This window comes from Micromonospora trifolii (assembly GCF_050516465.1).
GTDB classification, from domain to species: domain Bacteria; phylum Actinomycetota; class Actinomycetes; order Mycobacteriales; family Micromonosporaceae; genus Micromonospora; species Micromonospora trifolii.
This window is the reverse complement of sequence record NZ_CP191526.1, coordinates 5292040-5307305: the sequence shown is the minus strand read 5'-3', so window position 1 is coordinate 5307305 and position 15266 is coordinate 5292040. Positions and strand designations below refer to the sequence as shown.

Annotated in this window: 28 protein-coding genes; all 28 read left to right on the top strand. The window is 67.6% G+C overall.

All coding sequences use genetic code 11. The features are described 5' to 3' along the window. Positions 1-338: 338 nt before the first annotated feature. The 28 genes from rpsJ to rpsM all read left to right on the top strand — a co-directional run bounded on the left by rpsJ (position 339) and on the right by rpsM (position 15241). Complete coding sequence (gene rpsJ / locus ACQRWP_RS24700) at positions 339-647, top strand: 30S ribosomal protein S10 (protein WP_007073037.1); 309 nt, start codon at positions 339-341, stop codon at positions 645-647. An 11-nt stretch (positions 648-658) separates the two neighbouring features. Continuing rightward, positions 659-1324 (top strand): 50S ribosomal protein L3, encoded by a 666-nt coding sequence (gene rplC, locus ACQRWP_RS24695; RefSeq protein WP_091402403.1) that lies wholly within the window; start codon positions 659-661, stop codon positions 1322-1324. Further along, positions 1321-1971, top strand: a complete 651-nt coding sequence (gene rplD / locus ACQRWP_RS24690) for a 50S ribosomal protein L4 (RefSeq protein WP_430498089.1) — start codon at positions 1321-1323, stop codon at positions 1969-1971. Before rplC ends, rplD begins: the two co-directional genes overlap by 4 nt. Next, positions 1968-2270, top strand: a complete 303-nt coding sequence (gene rplW / locus ACQRWP_RS24685) for a 50S ribosomal protein L23 (RefSeq protein ID WP_007465304.1) — start codon at positions 1968-1970, stop codon at positions 2268-2270. Before rplD ends, rplW begins: the two co-directional genes overlap by 4 nt. A gap of 12 nt (positions 2271-2282) precedes the next feature. Further along, positions 2283-3122, top strand: coding sequence for a 50S ribosomal protein L2 (gene rplB, locus ACQRWP_RS24680; RefSeq protein WP_030329891.1), 840 nt, complete (start codon positions 2283-2285; stop codon positions 3120-3122). Between the two features lie 12 nt (positions 3123-3134). Next, a complete protein-coding gene (gene rpsS / locus ACQRWP_RS24675) occupies positions 3135-3416 on the top strand; it encodes a 30S ribosomal protein S19 (protein WP_007465299.1) in 282 nt (93 codons plus the stop codon). 41 nt (positions 3417-3457) lie between these two features. Further along, positions 3458-3916, top strand: a complete 459-nt coding sequence (gene rplV / locus ACQRWP_RS24670) for a 50S ribosomal protein L22 (RefSeq protein WP_007465297.1) — start codon at positions 3458-3460, stop codon at positions 3914-3916. Then, on the top strand, positions 3916-4785 hold the full coding sequence (gene rpsC / locus ACQRWP_RS24665) for a 30S ribosomal protein S3 (RefSeq protein ID WP_091402401.1): 870 nt from the start codon (positions 3916-3918) through the stop codon (positions 4783-4785). Before rplV ends, rpsC begins: the two co-directional genes overlap by 1 nt. Before the next feature lie 3 nt (positions 4786-4788). After that, entirely contained in the window at positions 4789-5214 is a 426-nt protein-coding gene (gene rplP / locus ACQRWP_RS24660) for a 50S ribosomal protein L16 (RefSeq protein WP_053653940.1), read from the top strand. Next, positions 5214-5450: a 50S ribosomal protein L29 gene (rpmC, locus tag ACQRWP_RS24655; protein ID WP_007465283.1), complete on the top strand. Its 237-nt coding sequence runs from the start codon at positions 5214-5216 to the stop codon at positions 5448-5450. The genes rplP and rpmC overlap by 1 nt, the downstream gene beginning before the upstream one ends. Continuing rightward, entirely contained in the window at positions 5447-5725 is a 279-nt protein-coding gene (gene rpsQ, locus ACQRWP_RS24650) for a 30S ribosomal protein S17 (RefSeq protein WP_030489590.1), read from the top strand. The genes rpmC and rpsQ overlap by 4 nt, the downstream gene beginning before the upstream one ends. Positions 5726-5822: 97 nt before the next feature. Next, entirely contained in the window at positions 5823-6191 is a 369-nt protein-coding gene (gene rplN / locus ACQRWP_RS24645) for a 50S ribosomal protein L14 (protein ID WP_007465279.1), read from the top strand. Next, positions 6188-6508, top strand: coding sequence for a 50S ribosomal protein L24 (rplX, locus tag ACQRWP_RS24640; protein WP_184178719.1), 321 nt, complete (start codon positions 6188-6190; stop codon positions 6506-6508). Before rplN ends, rplX begins: the two co-directional genes overlap by 4 nt. Further along, on the top strand, positions 6508-7074 hold the full coding sequence (gene rplE, locus ACQRWP_RS24635; RefSeq protein ID WP_091402385.1) for a 50S ribosomal protein L5: 567 nt from the start codon (positions 6508-6510) through the stop codon (positions 7072-7074). Before rplX ends, rplE begins: the two co-directional genes overlap by 1 nt. A gap of 1 nt (position 7075) precedes the next feature. After that, a complete protein-coding gene (locus tag ACQRWP_RS24630; protein ID WP_007465272.1) occupies positions 7076-7261 on the top strand; it encodes a type Z 30S ribosomal protein S14 in 186 nt (61 codons plus the stop codon). A 116-nt stretch (positions 7262-7377) separates the two neighbouring features. Continuing rightward, positions 7378-7785: a 30S ribosomal protein S8 gene (gene rpsH, locus ACQRWP_RS24625; RefSeq protein WP_007465270.1), complete on the top strand. Its 408-nt coding sequence runs from the start codon at positions 7378-7380 to the stop codon at positions 7783-7785. A gap of 16 nt (positions 7786-7801) precedes the next feature. Further along, complete coding sequence (rplF, locus tag ACQRWP_RS24620; RefSeq protein WP_124860508.1) at positions 7802-8344, top strand: 50S ribosomal protein L6; 543 nt, start codon at positions 7802-7804, stop codon at positions 8342-8344. Continuing rightward, positions 8341-8730 carry a 50S ribosomal protein L18 gene (gene rplR, locus ACQRWP_RS24615; protein WP_091402381.1) on the top strand — a complete coding sequence of 130 codons (390 nt, stop codon included), beginning with the start codon at positions 8341-8343 and terminating at the stop codon, positions 8728-8730. The genes rplF and rplR overlap by 4 nt, the downstream gene beginning before the upstream one ends. Before the next feature lie 33 nt (positions 8731-8763). Then, complete coding sequence (gene rpsE, locus ACQRWP_RS24610) at positions 8764-9378, top strand: 30S ribosomal protein S5 (RefSeq protein WP_007465263.1); 615 nt, start codon at positions 8764-8766, stop codon at positions 9376-9378. Beyond that, entirely contained in the window at positions 9378-9560 is a 183-nt protein-coding gene (gene rpmD / locus ACQRWP_RS24605; RefSeq protein WP_007465262.1) for a 50S ribosomal protein L30, read from the top strand. The genes rpsE and rpmD overlap by 1 nt, the downstream gene beginning before the upstream one ends. Beyond that, positions 9560-10003 (top strand): 50S ribosomal protein L15, encoded by a 444-nt coding sequence (rplO, locus tag ACQRWP_RS24600; RefSeq protein WP_030329906.1) that lies wholly within the window; start codon positions 9560-9562, stop codon positions 10001-10003. Before rpmD ends, rplO begins: the two co-directional genes overlap by 1 nt. Before the next feature lie 232 nt (positions 10004-10235). Then, positions 10236-11564 (top strand): preprotein translocase subunit SecY, encoded by a 1329-nt coding sequence (gene secY / locus ACQRWP_RS24595; RefSeq protein ID WP_430498083.1) that lies wholly within the window; start codon positions 10236-10238, stop codon positions 11562-11564. Then, positions 11565-12218, top strand: a complete 654-nt coding sequence (locus tag ACQRWP_RS24590; RefSeq protein WP_088950228.1) for an adenylate kinase — start codon at positions 11565-11567, stop codon at positions 12216-12218. An 87-nt stretch (positions 12219-12305) separates the two neighbouring features. Then, on the top strand, positions 12306-13157 hold the full coding sequence (gene map / locus ACQRWP_RS24585; RefSeq protein WP_430498081.1) for a type I methionyl aminopeptidase: 852 nt from the start codon (positions 12306-12308) through the stop codon (positions 13155-13157). Positions 13158-13293: 136 nt separating this feature from the next. Then, positions 13294-13845: a DUF1707 SHOCT-like domain-containing protein gene (locus ACQRWP_RS24580; RefSeq protein WP_430498079.1), complete on the top strand. Its 552-nt coding sequence runs from the start codon at positions 13294-13296 to the stop codon at positions 13843-13845. Between the two features lie 322 nt (positions 13846-14167). Next, positions 14168-14389 carry a translation initiation factor IF-1 gene (gene infA, locus ACQRWP_RS24575; protein ID WP_007073013.1) on the top strand — a complete coding sequence of 74 codons (222 nt, stop codon included), beginning with the start codon at positions 14168-14170 and terminating at the stop codon, positions 14387-14389. Between the two features lie 91 nt (positions 14390-14480). Beyond that, the gene (gene rpmJ / locus ACQRWP_RS24570) at positions 14481-14594 is read left to right on the top strand and encodes a 50S ribosomal protein L36 (RefSeq protein ID WP_043965539.1); all 114 of its coding nucleotides are present in this window, start codon (positions 14481-14483) and stop codon (positions 14592-14594) included. Between the two features lie 266 nt (positions 14595-14860). Continuing rightward, the gene (rpsM, locus tag ACQRWP_RS24565; protein ID WP_030329917.1) at positions 14861-15241 is read left to right on the top strand and encodes a 30S ribosomal protein S13; all 381 of its coding nucleotides are present in this window, start codon (positions 14861-14863) and stop codon (positions 15239-15241) included. Positions 15242-15266 lie beyond the last annotated feature (25 nt).

Below are 15266 nucleotides of genomic sequence, written 5' to 3'. Positions count from 1 at the left end.
CGATTAGACCCGCCGCCGGTCGTGCGGCATACTAGTCAGGTTGCGTAACGACAGTTCGTCGCCTGTGTTCGGCTTTCGCTGAACCTCCGGGTGGCGAGGCAGTCGAGCGTAGGGTGGTTGGCGGCCCAGTCGCCAACCACCCTCGCACGGCGTTCAGGTCGCGGTAATGCGATCGGCGCCTTGACCCCCCGTGCGGTCAGCACCACTCCGGTACCTAGGGGCGGAGCTCGGCCCGAGGGCGCGACACGCCCGACCGCGGGGGTCGGCGAAGTGGGCCTGTGCCAGCCGGTACAGGCGCCCGCAACACAGCGGCATCGAGAGAAGGAACAGAAGCCACCATGGCGGGACAGAAGATCCGCATCCGGCTCAAGGCCTATGACCACGAGGTCGTCGACTCCTCGGCTCGGAAGATCGTCGAGACGGTGACGCGCACCGGGGCGCAGGTCGCGGGCCCGGTGCCGCTGCCCACGGAGATCAACCGTTTCTGCGTTATCCGCTCGCCGCACAAGTACAAGGACTCGCGCGAGCACTTCGAGATGCGCACGCACAAGCGGCTGATCGACATCATCGACCCGACCCCGAAGACGGTCGACTCGCTCATGCGCCTCGACCTGCCGGCTGGCGTCGACATCGAGATCAAGCTGTAGGGACCGGACAAATGGACAGGCAAGTCAAGGGGATCCTGGGCGCCAAGCTCGGCATGACCCAGGTCTGGGAGAACAACCGTGTTGTTCCCGTGACCGTGGTCGAGGCCGGCCCGTGCGTCATCAGCCAGGTTCGTAGCGCCGAGAAGGACGGTTACTCCGCGGTCCAGCTCGCGTACGGCACCATCGACCCGCGCAAGGTCAAGAAGCCGATCAGCGGGCACTACGCCAAGGCGGACGTGGCGCCGCGCCGGCACATCGTCGAGCTGCGCACCACGGACGCTGGGGAATACTCGCTCGGCCAGGAAGTCACGGTCGAGGAGTTCCCGGCCGGCGTCACCATCGACGTCACCGGCAAGACCAAGGGCAAGGGCTACGCCGGCCCGATGAAGCGGCACGGCTTCCACGGCCTGGGCGCCGGGCACGGCGTCGAGCGCAAGCACCGCTCGCCCGGCTCCATCGGCGCCTGCGCCACTCCGGGTCGTGTCTTCAAGGGCACCCGGATGGCCGGCCGTATGGGTGGCGTGCGGTACACCGTGCAGAACCTCACCGTCCAGGCGGTCGACACCGAGAACAACCTGCTGCTCGTCCGGGGTGCCATTCCTGGTCCCAAGGGCGCGCTCGTTCTGGTCCGTACCGCGGCCAAGAGCAAGGTGAAGAAGGGCGGTGCGGCCAAGTGACCACCGTTGACGTGCGCACCGTCGAAGGCACCACCAGCGGCTCCGTGGAGCTGCCGGAGGACATCTTCGACGTGCAGGCCAACGTCGCGCTGATGCACCAGGTCGTGGTGGCCCAGCTCGCGGCGGCCCGACAGGGCACGCACAAGGCCAAGACCCGCGGCGAGGTCGCCGGTGGCGGCAAGAAGCCGTACAAGCAGAAGGGCACCGGTCGCGCCCGTCAGGGCTCGATCCGCGCGCCGCAGTTCGCCGGCGGTGGCGTCGTGCACGGTCCCGTGCCGCGCGACTACAGCCAGCGGACCCCGAAGAAGATGAAGGCCGCCGCTCTGCGGGGTGCCCTCTCCGACCGGGCCCGCGCCGGGCAGGTGCACGTCGTCGAGGCGTTCGTCTCGGGCGAGAAGCCGTCGACCAAGGCCGCTCTGGCCACGCTGACCAAGCTCACCGAGGCCCGTCGGGTCCTGGTCGTGCTGAGCAGCACCGACGAGCTGAACTGGGTGTCGCTGCGCAACGAGCAGCGGGTGCACCTGATCGAGTCCGGCCAGCTGAACACGTACGACGTGCTGGTGGCCGACGACGTGGTCTTCACCAAGGACGCCCTGGACGAGTTCCTGGGCGTGCCCGCCGAGACCACCGAGGAGGGTGGCAAGTGAGCACGATCGCCGACCCGCGCGACATCATCGTGGCGCCGGTCGTCTCGGAGAAGAGCTACAGCGAGCTGAACCGGAACTGGTACACCTTCCTGGTGCACCCGGACGCGAACAAGACCGAGATCAAGATCGCTATCCAGCAGATCTTCAACGTCCGCGTCCTGACGGTCAACACGCTCAACCGCCAGGGTAAGCGCAAGCGCACCAAGACCGGCTTCGGTCAGCGCAAGGCGACCAAGCGGGCGATCGTGAAGCTGGCTGACGGTGACCGCATCGAGGCCTTCGGCGGCCCGGTCAGCTGAGGGGTGTAGACAATGGCTATCCGTAAGTACAAGCCGACGACGCCGGGCCGACGTGGCTCGAGTGTCGCTGACTTCGCCGAGATCACCCGGTCCACGCCGGAAAAGTCGCTGCTGGCTCCGTTGCCGAAGAAGGGCGGGCGTAACGCCCACGGCCGGATCACCACGCGGCACCACGGTGGCGGTCACAAGCGTCAGTACCGTCTGATCGACTTCAAGCGGGTCGACAAGGACGGCGTGCCGGCGAAGGTCGCTCACATCGAGTACGACCCGAACCGCACGGCGCGCATCGCGCTGCTGCACTACGCCGACGGCGAGAAGCGGTACATCATCGCGCCGAAGGACATGAAGCAGGGCGACCGCGTCGAGTCCGGTCCGGGCGCCGACATCAAGCCGGGTAACAACCTGCCGCTGCGCAACATCCCGGTCGGTACCACGATTCACAACGTGGAGCTGCGTCCGGGTGGCGGGGCCAAGCTGGCCCGTTCCGCCGGCGTCGGCATCCAGCTGCTCGGCCGTGAGGGCGCGTACGCGACCCTGCGTATGCCGTCCGGCGAGATCCGGCGGGTGGATGTGCGCTGCCGCGCCAGCATCGGCGAGATCGGCAACGCCGACCAGTCGAACATCAACTGGGGTAAGGCCGGCCGGATGCGGTGGAAGGGCAAGCGCCCGACCGTCCGTGGTGTCGCCATGAACCCGGTCGACCACCCGCACGGTGGTGGTGAGGGTAAGACCTCCGGTGGTCGCCACCCGGTCAACCCGCAGGGTAAGCCCGAGGGCCGCACCCGCCGTAAGGGCCAGCCGAGTGACCGGCTGATCGTCCGCCGCCGCTACGCCACGCGTAAGCGCGGCTGAGGGAGATAAGACATGCCTCGCAGCCTGAAGAAGGGCCCGTTCGTAGACGACCACCTGCTCAAGAAGGTGGAAGTTCAGAACGACAAGGGCTCCAAGAACGTGATCAAGACCTGGTCGCGGCGCTCGACGATCATCCCCGAGATGCTGGGGCACACGATCGCCGTGCATGACGGACGCAAGCACGTCCCGGTGTTCGTGACCGAGGCGATGGTCGGGCACAAGCTCGGCGAGTTCGCGCTGACCCGCACGTTCAAGGGTCACGAGAAGGACGACCGGAAGAGCCGTCGGCGCTGACGCCGCGGGCATACGGATAGAGGGAACAAGGGGTTACAGCGATGCCAGGAAAGGGCGACGCTCCGGTGCTTCCGGGCGCGCGGGCGGTTGCGCGGCACGTGCGCATCTCGCCGATGAAGGCGCGCCGGGTGGTCAACCTCGTCCGCGGCCTGCCCGCGAAGGAGGCGCTCACGGTGCTGCAGTTCGCGCCGCAGGCTGCGAGCGAGCAGGTGTACAAGGTGCTCGCTAGCGCGATCGCCAACGCGGAGAACAACGAGCGGCTGGACCCCGACGCGCTGCTCGTCAGCGAGGCCTTCGTGGACGAGGGCCCGACGATGAAGCGGTTCCAGCCGCGGGCGCAGGGTCGGGCGTACCGAATCCGCAAGCGCACCTGCCACATCACTGTGGCGGTCGAAGCGGTCGCGCCGGCAGCGCCGAGGAAGGCCGCGGCGAAGAAGGCCGCCCCGGCCACGGAGGCCGCACCGGCCGAAGCGCAGAGCAAGACGGAGGACGCCGAGTAATGGGTCAGAAGGTTCACCCCACTGGGTTCCGGCTCGGCATCTCGACCGACTGGAAGTCCCGCTGGTTCGCGGACAAGCTCTACAAGGACTACATCGGCGAGGATGTCAAGATCCGCCGCATGATGTCCAAGGGCCTCGAGCGTGCCGGGATTTCCAAGGTCGACATCGAGCGCACCCGCGACCGGGTCCGGGTCGACATCCACACCGCCCGGCCGGGCATTGTCATCGGCCGTAAGGGTGCGGAGGCCGACCGGATCCGCGGCGAGCTTGAGAAGCTCACCGGCAAGCAGGTTCAGCTGAACATCATCGAGGTGAAGAACCCCGAGTCGGACGCTCAGCTGGTCGCGCAGGGCGTGGCCGAGCAGCTGTCCAGCCGGGTCAGCTTCCGTCGGGCGATGCGCAAGGCCATGCAGTCGGCGATGAAGAACCCGGTCTGCAAGGGCATCCGGGTTCAGGTCTCGGGTCGCCTCGGCGGCGCCGAGATGAGCCGGACCGAGTTCTACCGTGAGGGCCGGGTTCCGCTGCACACGCTGCGGGCCAACATCGAGTACGGCTTCTTCGAGGCCCGTACGACGTTCGGTCGGATCGGTGTGAAGGTCTGGATCTACAAGGGCGACGCCGTCCCGGGCCGGGAAGCTCCGGCCGAGGCCGGTCCGTCCCGCCCGCGTCGTGGTGAGCGCGGCGACCGTCCCGAGCGTCCGCGCCGTGGCCGGTCGGGTTCGTCCGGCACCACGGCTGGTGGCACCGAGGCCGGTCGGGCTGCTGCGACCACCATCGCGCAGCAGGCCGAGACGCCGAGCGGCGAGCCGGTCGACAGCGCAGCTGTCGCCGCCACTGCTGCTCCGGCAGAAACGCAGCAGGAGGGCTGACAGATGCTGATGCCGCGCAAGCCCCCGAAGGGCTTCCGCAAGCCGCACCACCCGGACCGCAGTGGCGCGTCCAAGGGTGGTAACCGGGTGGTGTTCGGCGAGTTCGGGATCCAGGCTCTCGAGCCGGCGTACGTGACGAACCGGCAGATCGAGTCGGCACGTATCGCGATGACTCGCCACATCAAGCGTGGTGGCAAGGTCTGGATCACGATCTTCCCGGACCAGGCCCTCACCAAGAAGCCTGCCGAGACCCGGATGGGTTCCGGTAAGGGTTCGCCCGAGTGGTGGGTCGCCAACGTCAAGCCGGGGCGGGTTCTCTTCGAGATGTCCTTCCCCAACGAGCAGACCGCGCGAGAGGCTATGCGTCGCGCGATCCACAAGCTCCCGATGAAGTGCCGCATTGTTACGCGCGAAGTGGGTGAATCCTGATGGCAGCGGGCGTTAAGGCGACCGAGCTGCGTGAGCTCTCCGAAGAGGAGCTGGTCACGAAGCTGCGGGAGGCCAAGGCGGAGCTGTTCAACCTCCGCGTGCAGGCCGCAACCGGGCAGCTGGACAACAACCGGCGGTTGCAGGTCATCCGTCGGGAGATCGCCCGGATCTACACGATCATGCGTGAGCGTGAGCTGGGGCTCTCGGCCGCGCCGACTGAGGTGACTGCATCATGACCGAAGAGACCGCCACCGCCGCCGCGCGGTCGCGCCGCAAGGTCCGCGAGGGCCTGGTGATCAGCGACAAGATGGACAAGACCGTCGTGGTCGAGGTCGAGGACCGGGTTCGGCACGCGTTGTACGGCAAGATCATGCGCCGTACGGCCAAGCTGAAGGTGCACGACGAGCAGAACGCCGCTGGCACCGGTGACCGGGTTCTCATCATGGAGACCCGGCCGCTGAGCGCCACCAAGCGTTGGCGGATCGTGGAGATCCTGGAAAAGGCCAAGTAGCGAAGGCTCGAGCTCGCCCGGCGTTGCGTCGGGCGTAGGTTCCGCCAGGCTCCGGCCGCTACGGCGGCCGGAGAACCGGCAGACATAGGAGATAGACGTGATTCAGCAGGAGTCGCGACTGCGCGTCGCCGACAACACGGGTGCTCGGGAGATCCTGTGCATCCGGGTTCTCGGCGGCTCGGGTCGGCGCTACGCGAGTATCGGCGACGTCATCGTGGCCACGGTCAAGGACGCGATCCCGGGTGCCGGTGTGAAGAAGGGCGACGTCGTCAAGGCTGTCGTCGTTCGCACGGCCAAGGAGAGGCGGCGTCCGGACGGCTCGTACATCCGCTTCGACGAGAACGCCGCCGTCATCATCAAGGACGGCGGGGACCCGCGTGGAACCCGTATCTTCGGCCCGGTGGGCCGGGAGCTGCGGGACAAGCGGTTCATGAAGATTATTTCCCTCGCGCCGGAGGTGTTGTGACCGTGAAGGTCAAGAAGGGCGACACGGTCGTCGTCATCGCCGGCAAGGACAAGGGTGCCAAGGGCAAGGTCATTCAGGCCTTCCCGCGGCAGGACAAGGTCCTGGTCGAGGGCGTGAACCGGGTCAAGAAGCACACCCGCATCAGCACCACCCAGCGTGGCGCCAAGACCGGCGGCATCGTCACTCAGGAGGCCCCGATCCACGTCTCGAACGTGCAGGTCCTGGACTCCGACGGCAAGCCGACCCGCGTCGGTTACCGGATCGACGACAACGGCCAGAAGGTCCGCATCGCGCGTAGCACCGGTAAGGACCTGTGATGACCACGGCTACCGAAAAGACCCTGCCGCGCCTCAAGGAGCGGTACCGCAACGAGATCGTGGCCCAGCTGCGTGAGCAGCGCAGCTACGGCAACCCCATGCAGGTGCCGCGGCTGGTCAAGATCGTCGTCAACATGGGTGTCGGCGAGGCTGCTCGCGACGCCAAGCTGATCGACGGCGCGGTCCGCGACCTCGCCACGATCACCGGCCAGAAGCCGCAGGTGCGGCGGGCGACCAAGTCCATCGCGCAGTTCAAGCTGCGCGAGGGCATGCCGATCGGCGCGAAGGTGACCCTTCGCGGCGACCGGATGTGGGAGTTCATGGACCGGCTGCTCTCCATCGCGCTGCCGCGTATCCGCGACTTCCGCGGCCTGGACGGGCGCAAGCTGGACGGGCACGGCAACTACACGTTCGGTCTGACCGAGCAGTCGGTGTTCCACGAGATCGACCAGGACCGGATCGATCGCCAGCGGGGCATGGACATCACGGTGGTCACGACCGCCACGACCGACGACGAGGGCCGGGCGCTGCTCAAGCTCCTGGGCTTCCCGTTCAAGGAGAACTGAGATGGCCAAGAAGGCGCTGATCATCAAGGCGGCCGCGAAGCCGAAGTTCTCGGTTCGCGCGTACACCCGCTGCCAGCGGTGCGGGCGTCCGAAGGCGGTCTACCGCAAGTTCGGGCTCTGCCGGGTCTGCATCCGGGAGATGGCTCACCGCGGTGAGCTGCCGGGCGTGTCCAAGGCTTCCTGGTAAGGGCGACCGCGTCCCGGCCGTCGGCCGGGAACTCCTGCACCGATTAGGTATTGCTCTTCGCCGTAGGCCCGGGGCTGATGCCCCGGGAACCCCGGCGAGAAAGGCTGACGAAATCCATGACGATGACCGACCCGATCGCAGACATGCTCACGCGTCTGCGTAACGCCAACCAGGCGTACCACGATCAGGTGAAGATGCCCTACTCCAAGATCAAGGCGAACATCGCCGAGGTCCTGAAGGCCGAGGGTTACATCGCCACCTGGTCGGTCGAGGAGCCCGAGGAGGGCGCCGTCGGCAAGCGACTGGTCGTCGAGCTGAAGTACGGCCAGAACCGCGAGCGGAGCCTGGCCGGCATCAAGCGCGTGTCCAAGCCCGGTCTCCGGGTGTACGCCAAGTCGGACGGGCTCCCGCGGGTGCTCGGTGGGCTGGGCGTGGCGATCATTTCGACGTCCCAGGGGCTGCTGACCGACCGGCAGGCCCGCAAGCGGAGTGTTGGCGGGGAAGTCCTCGCCTTCGTCTGGTAACGGGAGACAGGTAGAAATGTCGCGAATTGGACGTAAGTCGATCCCGGTACCAGCCGGCGTCGACATCACGATCGACGGGCAGACCGTCAAGGTCAAGGGCCCCAAGGGCCAGCTCCAGCACACCCTCGCCGAGCCGATCACGATCGAGCGGGCCGAGGATGGGCAGCTGAGCGTCAACCGGCCGAACGACGAGCGCAAGGCCAAGGAACTCCACGGCCTGAGCCGTACGCTGGTTGCCAACATGATCGTCGGGGTCACCGAGGGCTACCGCAAGAGCCTGGAGATCGCCGGCACCGGTTACCGGGTCACCGCCAAGGGTTCGGACCTCGAGTTCGCGCTCGGGTTCTCGCACCCGGTGGTCGTCCCCGCCCCGGCGGGCATCACCTTCACGGTGGAGCGGCCGACCCTGTTCCACGTGGCTGGCATCGACAAGCAGCAGGTCGGTGAGGTCGCCGCCAACATCCGGAAGATCCGCCCGCCGGAGCCCTACAAGGGCAAGGGCGTCAAGTACCAGGGCGAGGTCATCCGCCGCAAGGCTGGAAAGGCAGGTAAGAAGTGAGCGCCACGCTGCTCAAGCGCCGCCGCGGTGTCGCCGCCAAGCGCGCCGTTGGGCGTGCGCGTCGACACTTCCGCGTCCGCAAGAACGTCAGCGGTACGGCCGAGCGTCCGCGCCTGGTCGTCACCCGCTCGCTGCGGCACATGGTCGCCCAGGTCGTCGACGACACCAAGGGTCACACCCTGGCGTCGGCGTCGACCCTGGACGCCTCGCTGCGCGGTGCGGAGGGCGACAAGAGCGCCCTGGCTGGCAAGGTGGGCGCGCTGCTCGCCGAGCGGGCCAAGGCCGCCGGCGTCTCCAAGGTCGTCTTCGACCGCGGCGGCAACCGGTACGCGGGGCGAGTCGCCGCGCTTGCCGACGCCGCCCGCGAAGCCGGGCTCGAGTTCTAACAACCCCGTCACGAGAGAGAAGGAAGGCTGCTGATGCCAGGTCAACAGCGCCGTGGCGGCGGGTCCGGTGGCAACGAGGGTGGTCGCCGCGACAACCGCCGTGAGGGCGGCCGCGGAAACGCGCCCGTCGAGAAGACCCCGCACCTTGAGCGGGTCGTCGCGATCAACCGCGTCGCCAAGGTCGTGAAGGGTGGTCGTCGCTTCAGCTTCACCGCCCTGGTGATCGTGGGCGACGGCGACGGCACGGTCGGCGTGGGCTACGGAAAGGCCAAGGAGGTGCCCGCGGCCATCGCCAAGGGTGTCGAGGAGGCCAAGAAGCACTTCTTCAAGGTTCCGCGGATCGGTCAGTCGATCCCGCACCCGGTGACGGGTGAGGACGCCGCTGGTGTGGTGCTGCTCAAGCCGGCCTCGGCCGGTACGGGTGTCATCGCCGGTGGACCGGTGCGTGCCGTGCTGGAGTGCGCTGGGATCCACGACGTGCTCTCCAAGAGCCTCGGTTCGTCGAACCCGATCAACATCGTGCACGCCACCGTGGCGGCCCTGAAGGGGCTTGAGTCCCCCGAGCAGGTCGCGGCGCGTCGTGGTCTGCCGGTGGAGGACGTCGCGCCGGCCGCCATGCTGGCGTCGCGTGCGGGGGTGGCGCGCTGATGGCACGCCTGAAGGTCACCCAGCTCCGGTCCGGTATCGGGACCAAGCACAACCAGCGTGAGTCGCTGCGTTCGCTCGGTCTCAAGCGGATCAACGACGTGGTGGTCAAGGAGGACCGGCCCGAGATCCGCGGCATGATCTTCACTGTGAGCCACCTCGTGAAGGTCGAGGAGGTCGAGTAATGACGATCAAGGTGCATCACCTGCGCCCGGCGCCCGGTTCCAAGACCGCGAAGACCCGTGTGGGTCGCGGTGAGGGTTCCAAGGGCAAGACCGCTGGTCGCGGTACCAAGGGTTCCAAGGCCCGCAAGAACATCTCGGCGGCGTTCGAGGGTGGGCAGATGCCCATCCACATGCGCCTGCCGAAGATGAAGGGCTTCAAGAACAAGTTCAAGGTGGTCTTCCAGGTGGTCAACCTGGACCGACTCGCTGAGCTGTTCCCGAATGGTGGTCAGGTCGGCCCGCTGGAGCTCGTTGAGTCCGGCGCGGTCCGCAAGGGTCACCCGGTCAAGGTCCTCGGCACCGGGGATCTCGGCGGTGTGGCGCTCCAGGTGTCCGCGCACGCGTTCAGTGCGTCGGCCAAGGAGAAGATCGCTGCCGCCGGTGGCTCCGTCACCGAGCTGTAAGGCGTACGACCATGGCGCCCGTCCAGTTGAGAGCAACTGGCGGGCGCCATGGTCTGCCTGGGGCCTGAGCGCCCGGTAACATCGGAATCGATTTATGTAGTCGGGCGCATCTGCCCGGACCGGGGTGAGGCTGTTAGAGTCCCATCCCAGCCATGGATTGCGGGCACTCGCCCGTGATCCACCCCGACCCGCCAGGGATCACCGGCGGCCCGCCTCGCGCAGGAGGAAGAAGTTGCTGTCCGCCTTTCTCAGTGCGTTCCGTACGCCTGACCTGCGCAAGAAGCTGCTGTTCACAGTAGGCATCATCGCGGTCTACCGGCTGGGTGCAACGCTCCCCAGCCCGGGCGTCTCGTACGGCAACGTGCAGAAGTGCCTCGACACCATCCAGGGCGACACCACCGGGGTGGTGAACCTTCTCAACCTCTTCTCCGGCGGAGCGCTGCTACAGCTCTCGGTCTTCGCGCTGGGCATCATGCCCTACATCACCGCGTCGATCATCCTGCAGCTGCTGACCGTCGTGATCCCCCGCCTGGAGCAGCTCCGCAAGGAGGGCCAGGCCGGTCAGGCGAAGATCACCCAGTACACCCGCTACCTGACCCTCGGTCTCGGTGTGCTGCAGGCTTCGGCCTTCGTGGCTCTGGCCCGCTCGGGCCAGCTGTTCCAGAACCGCTGCGACCAGTTCCCGATCATCCCCACCGGCACCGGCATCCCGGACTGGCTGACCCTGACCATCCTGGTGATGACGATGACCGCCGGCACCGGCATGGTCATGTGGCTCGGTGAGCTGATCACCGACCGCGGCGTCGGCAACGGCATGTCCGTCCTGATCTTCACCTCGATCGCGGCGCGGCTGCCCAGCGAGGGCTGGCAGATCAAGACCAGCAAGGGCTGGGACATGTTCGCCCTGGTCATCGCGCTGGTCCTGGTGGTCATCACCGCTGTCACCTTCATCGAGCAGGCGCAGCGCCGGATCCCGGTGCAGTACGCCAAGCGGATGATCGGCCGGCGGATGTACGGCGGCACCTCGACCTACATCCCGCTCAAGGTCAACCAGGCGGGTGTGATCCCGGTCATCTTCGGCTCGTCGCTGCTCTACCTGCCGCAGTTGGCGCTGCAGTTCTTCGACCAGACCGACCCGGGCAAGACCCAGTCGTGGATCCAGAACAACCTGGTCAACCCGAGCAGCCCGATCTACATCGCGGTCTACTTCCTGCTGATCATCTTCTTCACGTACTTCTACGTCTCGATCACGTTCAACCCGACCGAGGTCGCGGACAACATGAAGAAGTACGGCGGGTTCGTGCCGGGCATCCGCCCGGGCAAGCCGACCGCCGACTACCTGGACTTCATTCTCAGCCGGATCACCCTGCCGGGCGCGCTCTACCTCGGCGTCATCTCGATCCTGCCGAACTTCTTCTTCATCTGGCTGGACAACCAGCAGTACCAGAACTTCCCGTTCGGCGGCACCGCTGTGCTCATCATGGTCGGCGTCGGTCTGGAGACCGTGAAGCAGATCGAGAGCCAACTCATGCAGCGGAACTACGAAGGGTTCCTGCGGTAGATGAGACTCGTTCTGGTTGGCCCGCCGGGCGCGGGCAAGGGCACGCAGGCCGAGTTCATCGCCGCGCACCTCTCGGTGCCGAAGATTTCGACCGGAGATATCTTCCGGTCGAACGTCACCCAGGGCACGCCGCTCGGTGTCGAGGCGAAGCGGTACATGGACGCGGGCGAGCTGGTTCCGGACGAGGTCACCATCAACATGGTCCGGGACCGGCTGGCCGAGCCCGACGCCAGCGAGGGTTTCCTGCTCGACGGCTTCCCGCGGACGACTCCGCAGGCGGCCGCACTGGACAAGCTCCTGGCCGATCTGGGCACCGCCCTGGATCTGGTCCTGGAGCTGGTCGTCGACGACGACGAGGTGATCCGGCGGCTCTCCGGCAGGCGTACCTGCCGGGGCTGCGGCAAGATCTGGCACGTCGAGTTCGACGCCACCACCCGGCCCGGCATCTGTGACCGGTGCGGCGCCGAGCTGTTCCAGCGCGACGACGACAAGCCGGAGACGATCGCCACGCGGCTTCGTGAGTACAGCGAGAAGACCGCACCCCTGGTCGACTACTACGGCGCCCAGGGCAAGCTGGTCGGGATCGACGCCACCGGGCCGGTGGAGGACGTCACCACCCGGGCCATCGACGCGTTGCGGTCGTACGGCGGCTGAGGTCCGGCCGGGCCACGGCGGATAGAGTGCGAACAGCGGGGTACGCGTTATGTGCCCCGCTGTTCGGCAACGAAAGGTAACCGCTCCATGCGTCGTCCCCAGCTGGACATCCAGCTGAAGACCCCTGACCAGATCGAGAAGATGCGGGCCGCCGGACTGGTGGTGGCCGAGGCGCTGCGCAGGATGCGGGAGGCTGTCGCCCCCGGTGTGAGCACCGCCGATCTGGACGCGATCGCCGAGTCGACCATCCGTGAGGCGGGTGGCGTTCCGTCGTTCAAGGGCTACCACGGTTTCCCGGCGTCGATCTGCTCCTCGGTCAACGAGCAGATCGTGCACGCCATCCCGTCGCCGAAGCAGGTGCTCCAGGCCGGTGACCTGATCTCCATCGACTGCGGTGCGGTGCTGGACGGGTGGCACGGCGACTCCGCGATCACGGTCGCGGTCGGTGACGTCGACCCGGCGCTGCTGAAGATGGCCGAGGTCGCCGAGGACGCGATGTGGGCCGGCATCGCCGCCGCGGCGCGTGGCGCGGCCAGCGGCAAGGGCCGACTGACCGACATCTCGCACGCAGTTGAGACCGCTGTCCGCAAGGGCGGCCGGTACGGCATCGTCGACGGCTACGGCGGGCACGGCATCGGCACCGAGATGCACCAGGACCCGCACGTGCTCAACCACGGCCGGCCGGGTAAGGGTCCGCGGCTGGTTCCCGGAATGGCCCTGGCCATCGAGCCGATGATCACCATGGCGTCCCCGCGTACGGTCGAGTTGGCCGACGGGTGGACGGTCGTCACCCGGGACGGCTCGGTGGCCGCGCACGTCGAGCACTCGATGGCGCTGCTGCCGGACGGCGTCTGGGTGCTCACCGCGTTCGACGGTGGCCGCGCCCGCCTGGGCGACCTGGTAACCGCTCGCCAACCCGCAGCCACAAAGACCCCCTGATTCCACCCGGCCCCACTTCGCCCCGTTGATCATGAAGTCACTGTTCTGACACGCCGGCGAGGCGGGCAACAACTTCATGATCGACCGATGGTCGGGGGTCGGGCCGGAGTGGCGCGACGGTGGCATGCTTGCCGGCATGGACGGGCGCGACGGGATGCGAGCCGCGGACTCGGACCGTGCGGCGGTGGCCGACCGGTTGCGGGTCGCCCTCGACGAGGGTCGACTGGATCTGCACGAGTACGACGAGCGGTTGCAGCGGGCCTACGCGGCACGCACGTACGCCGACCTTGAGACCCTGCTCACCGACCTGCCGCCGGTGACCCCAGCGCAGCGGTCGGGCCTGGCGCCGGCCGCCGGGTCGACGGTGAGCCAGCTGGGTGACCAGCTTGGTCCGGCCCCCACCGGGGGCGTCACCGCCCGCTGGTTGGCTGAGGTGTGGTTCCCGTACCTGCGGGTGATCGCCATCGTGGTGACCATCTGGGCGGTGACGTCGCTGCTCAGCCAGGACCTGCTCTACTTCTGGCCGGCCTGGGTGGCGGGGCCGTGGGGCGCGGTGCTGATGGTCCGCACGGTCACCGGGCTGGCCGGGAAAGAGCCCCAGCGCCAGGCCGTCAAGCGCCAACGCCGCCGAGAGCGCAAGCAGGCAAAGCGCGCCGCCGAATCGGACGACCTTCCCCCAACCCTCTGATCCGCCCAACCCCCACCCAGCCCCGTTGATCATGAAGTTGTTGCCGTCGGCTCCGGCGTGTCGGGACAACAACTTCATGATCAACGGGCCTGGGGACGGGGCCGGTTGGGGCGGCGCGCCGGTTGGTGGGTGGCCGGTTTGGCGGGGGACCGCGGGCCGGCGTACACTTTCAGATCGGCGCACAGCGTCCACTCCGGCATGCCCACCCTGCGCTTCGGTGGGAGCTGGAGCCGCGGCTGGCGCGGGCTTCTGATTCTGATCAGATTTCCGTGTAAGACGTTGTGGGCCGCCCGGAGCAATCGACGTCAGGACAGCGGAGGACATGCCGAAAAAAGACGGAGCCATTGAGATCGAGGGTCGGGTCATCGAGCCCCTGCCGAACGCCATGTTCCGGGTGGAGCTCGCGAACGGCCACAAGGTGTTGGCTCACATCAGCGGCAAGATGCGGCAGCACTACATCCGCATCCTTCCGGAGGACCGGGTCGTCGTCGAACTTTCGCCGTACGACCTGACCCGCGGGCGCATCGTCTACCGCTACAAGTAGTCCTGACGACGGCCGGGAAGTCCCGTGTCCGTCTTCGACGTCCGGTGTCGCGCAGAGCGCGTCCCCGGGCCAGATGGGAAGTAAGGCAACCGTGAAGGTCAAGCCGAGCGTCAAGAGGATCTGCAACAAGTGCCGGGTTATCCGCCGGCACGGCCGGGTCATGGTCATCTGCAGCGACCCGCGCCACAAGCAGCGCCAGGGCTGACTCAGCCCGTCCGGCCGGAGCACGGCCGGGTGGGTTTGGTCCAGGCAGATCCCCAGCGACACACACATCACACATGCTCGTCCCAGCCACGAGCGGTACGCCAGTCGTACCTCTGCGTGGCTGACCCCCGGTCGGAGGCCGGGGCCCGCTCGGGCAGCGACCGATCCCGGTCGCCGGCGCTCACCGCGTCGGAAAGACGGGACGGCCGGTAGCGGGGTGGGACGGGTCCACACCTCCGCCACACATCACGAGGAGTACGCCCGCACATGGCACGTCTAGTCGGCGTGGATCTCCCCCGCGAAAAGCGGTTGGAGATCGCGCTCACCTACATCTTCGGGGTCGGTCGCACCCGCGCCCTGGAGACACTCGCCGCCACCGGCATCTCGCCGGACAAGCGCGCTCGGGACCTCACGGACGAGGAGCTCGTGCAGCTCCGCGACCACATCGAGGGCAACTACAAGGTTGAAGGCGACCTGCGCCGCGAGGTCGCCGCTGACATCCGCCGCAAGGTTGAGATCGGCTGCTACGCCGGCATCCGGCACCGCCGGGGCCTGCCCGTGCGTGGCCAGCGGACCAAGACCAACGCCCGGACCCGCAAGGGCCCGAAGCGGACCGTCGCCGGCAAGAAGAAGCCCGGCAAGAAGTAGTTCTTGACCGGATGACGGGGTCGGC

What these genes read in the sequence shown, in the direction of transcription:
- rpsJ (WP_007073037.1), top strand. Translation starts at nt 339, where the DNA reads ATGGCGGGACAGAAGATCCGCATCCGGCTCAAGGCCTATGACCACGAG.
- rplC (WP_091402403.1), top strand. Translation starts at nt 659, where the DNA reads ATGGACAGGCAAGTCAAGGGGATCCTGGGCGCCAAGCTCGGCATGACC.
- rplB (WP_030329891.1), top strand. Translation starts at nt 2,283, where the DNA reads ATGGCTATCCGTAAGTACAAGCCGACGACGCCGGGCCGACGTGGCTCG.
- rpsS (WP_007465299.1), top strand. Translation starts at nt 3,135, where the DNA reads ATGCCTCGCAGCCTGAAGAAGGGCCCGTTCGTAGACGACCACCTGCTC.
- rplV (WP_007465297.1), top strand. Translation starts at nt 3,458, where the DNA reads ATGCCAGGAAAGGGCGACGCTCCGGTGCTTCCGGGCGCGCGGGCGGTT.
- rpsC (WP_091402401.1), top strand. Translation starts at nt 3,916, where the DNA reads ATGGGTCAGAAGGTTCACCCCACTGGGTTCCGGCTCGGCATCTCGACC.
- rplP (WP_053653940.1), top strand. Translation starts at nt 4,789, where the DNA reads ATGCTGATGCCGCGCAAGCCCCCGAAGGGCTTCCGCAAGCCGCACCAC.
- rpmC (WP_007465283.1), top strand. Translation starts at nt 5,214, where the DNA reads ATGGCAGCGGGCGTTAAGGCGACCGAGCTGCGTGAGCTCTCCGAAGAG.
- rpsQ (WP_030489590.1), top strand. Translation starts at nt 5,447, where the DNA reads ATGACCGAAGAGACCGCCACCGCCGCCGCGCGGTCGCGCCGCAAGGTC.
- rplE (WP_091402385.1), top strand. Translation starts at nt 6,508, where the DNA reads ATGACCACGGCTACCGAAAAGACCCTGCCGCGCCTCAAGGAGCGGTAC.
- ACQRWP_RS24630 (WP_007465272.1), top strand. Translation starts at nt 7,076, where the DNA reads ATGGCCAAGAAGGCGCTGATCATCAAGGCGGCCGCGAAGCCGAAGTTC.
- rpsH (WP_007465270.1), top strand. Translation starts at nt 7,378, where the DNA reads ATGACGATGACCGACCCGATCGCAGACATGCTCACGCGTCTGCGTAAC.
- rplF (WP_124860508.1), top strand. Translation starts at nt 7,802, where the DNA reads ATGTCGCGAATTGGACGTAAGTCGATCCCGGTACCAGCCGGCGTCGAC.
- rpsE (WP_007465263.1), top strand. Translation starts at nt 8,764, where the DNA reads ATGCCAGGTCAACAGCGCCGTGGCGGCGGGTCCGGTGGCAACGAGGGT.
- rpmD (WP_007465262.1), top strand. Translation starts at nt 9,378, where the DNA reads ATGGCACGCCTGAAGGTCACCCAGCTCCGGTCCGGTATCGGGACCAAG.
- rplO (WP_030329906.1), top strand. Translation starts at nt 9,560, where the DNA reads ATGACGATCAAGGTGCATCACCTGCGCCCGGCGCCCGGTTCCAAGACC.
- ACQRWP_RS24590 (WP_088950228.1), top strand. Translation starts at nt 11,565, where the DNA reads ATGAGACTCGTTCTGGTTGGCCCGCCGGGCGCGGGCAAGGGCACGCAG.
- map (WP_430498081.1), top strand. Translation starts at nt 12,306, where the DNA reads ATGCGTCGTCCCCAGCTGGACATCCAGCTGAAGACCCCTGACCAGATC.
- ACQRWP_RS24580 (WP_430498079.1), top strand. Translation starts at nt 13,294, where the DNA reads ATGGACGGGCGCGACGGGATGCGAGCCGCGGACTCGGACCGTGCGGCG.
- infA (WP_007073013.1), top strand. Translation starts at nt 14,168, where the DNA reads ATGCCGAAAAAAGACGGAGCCATTGAGATCGAGGGTCGGGTCATCGAG.
- rpsM (WP_030329917.1), top strand. Translation starts at nt 14,861, where the DNA reads ATGGCACGTCTAGTCGGCGTGGATCTCCCCCGCGAAAAGCGGTTGGAG.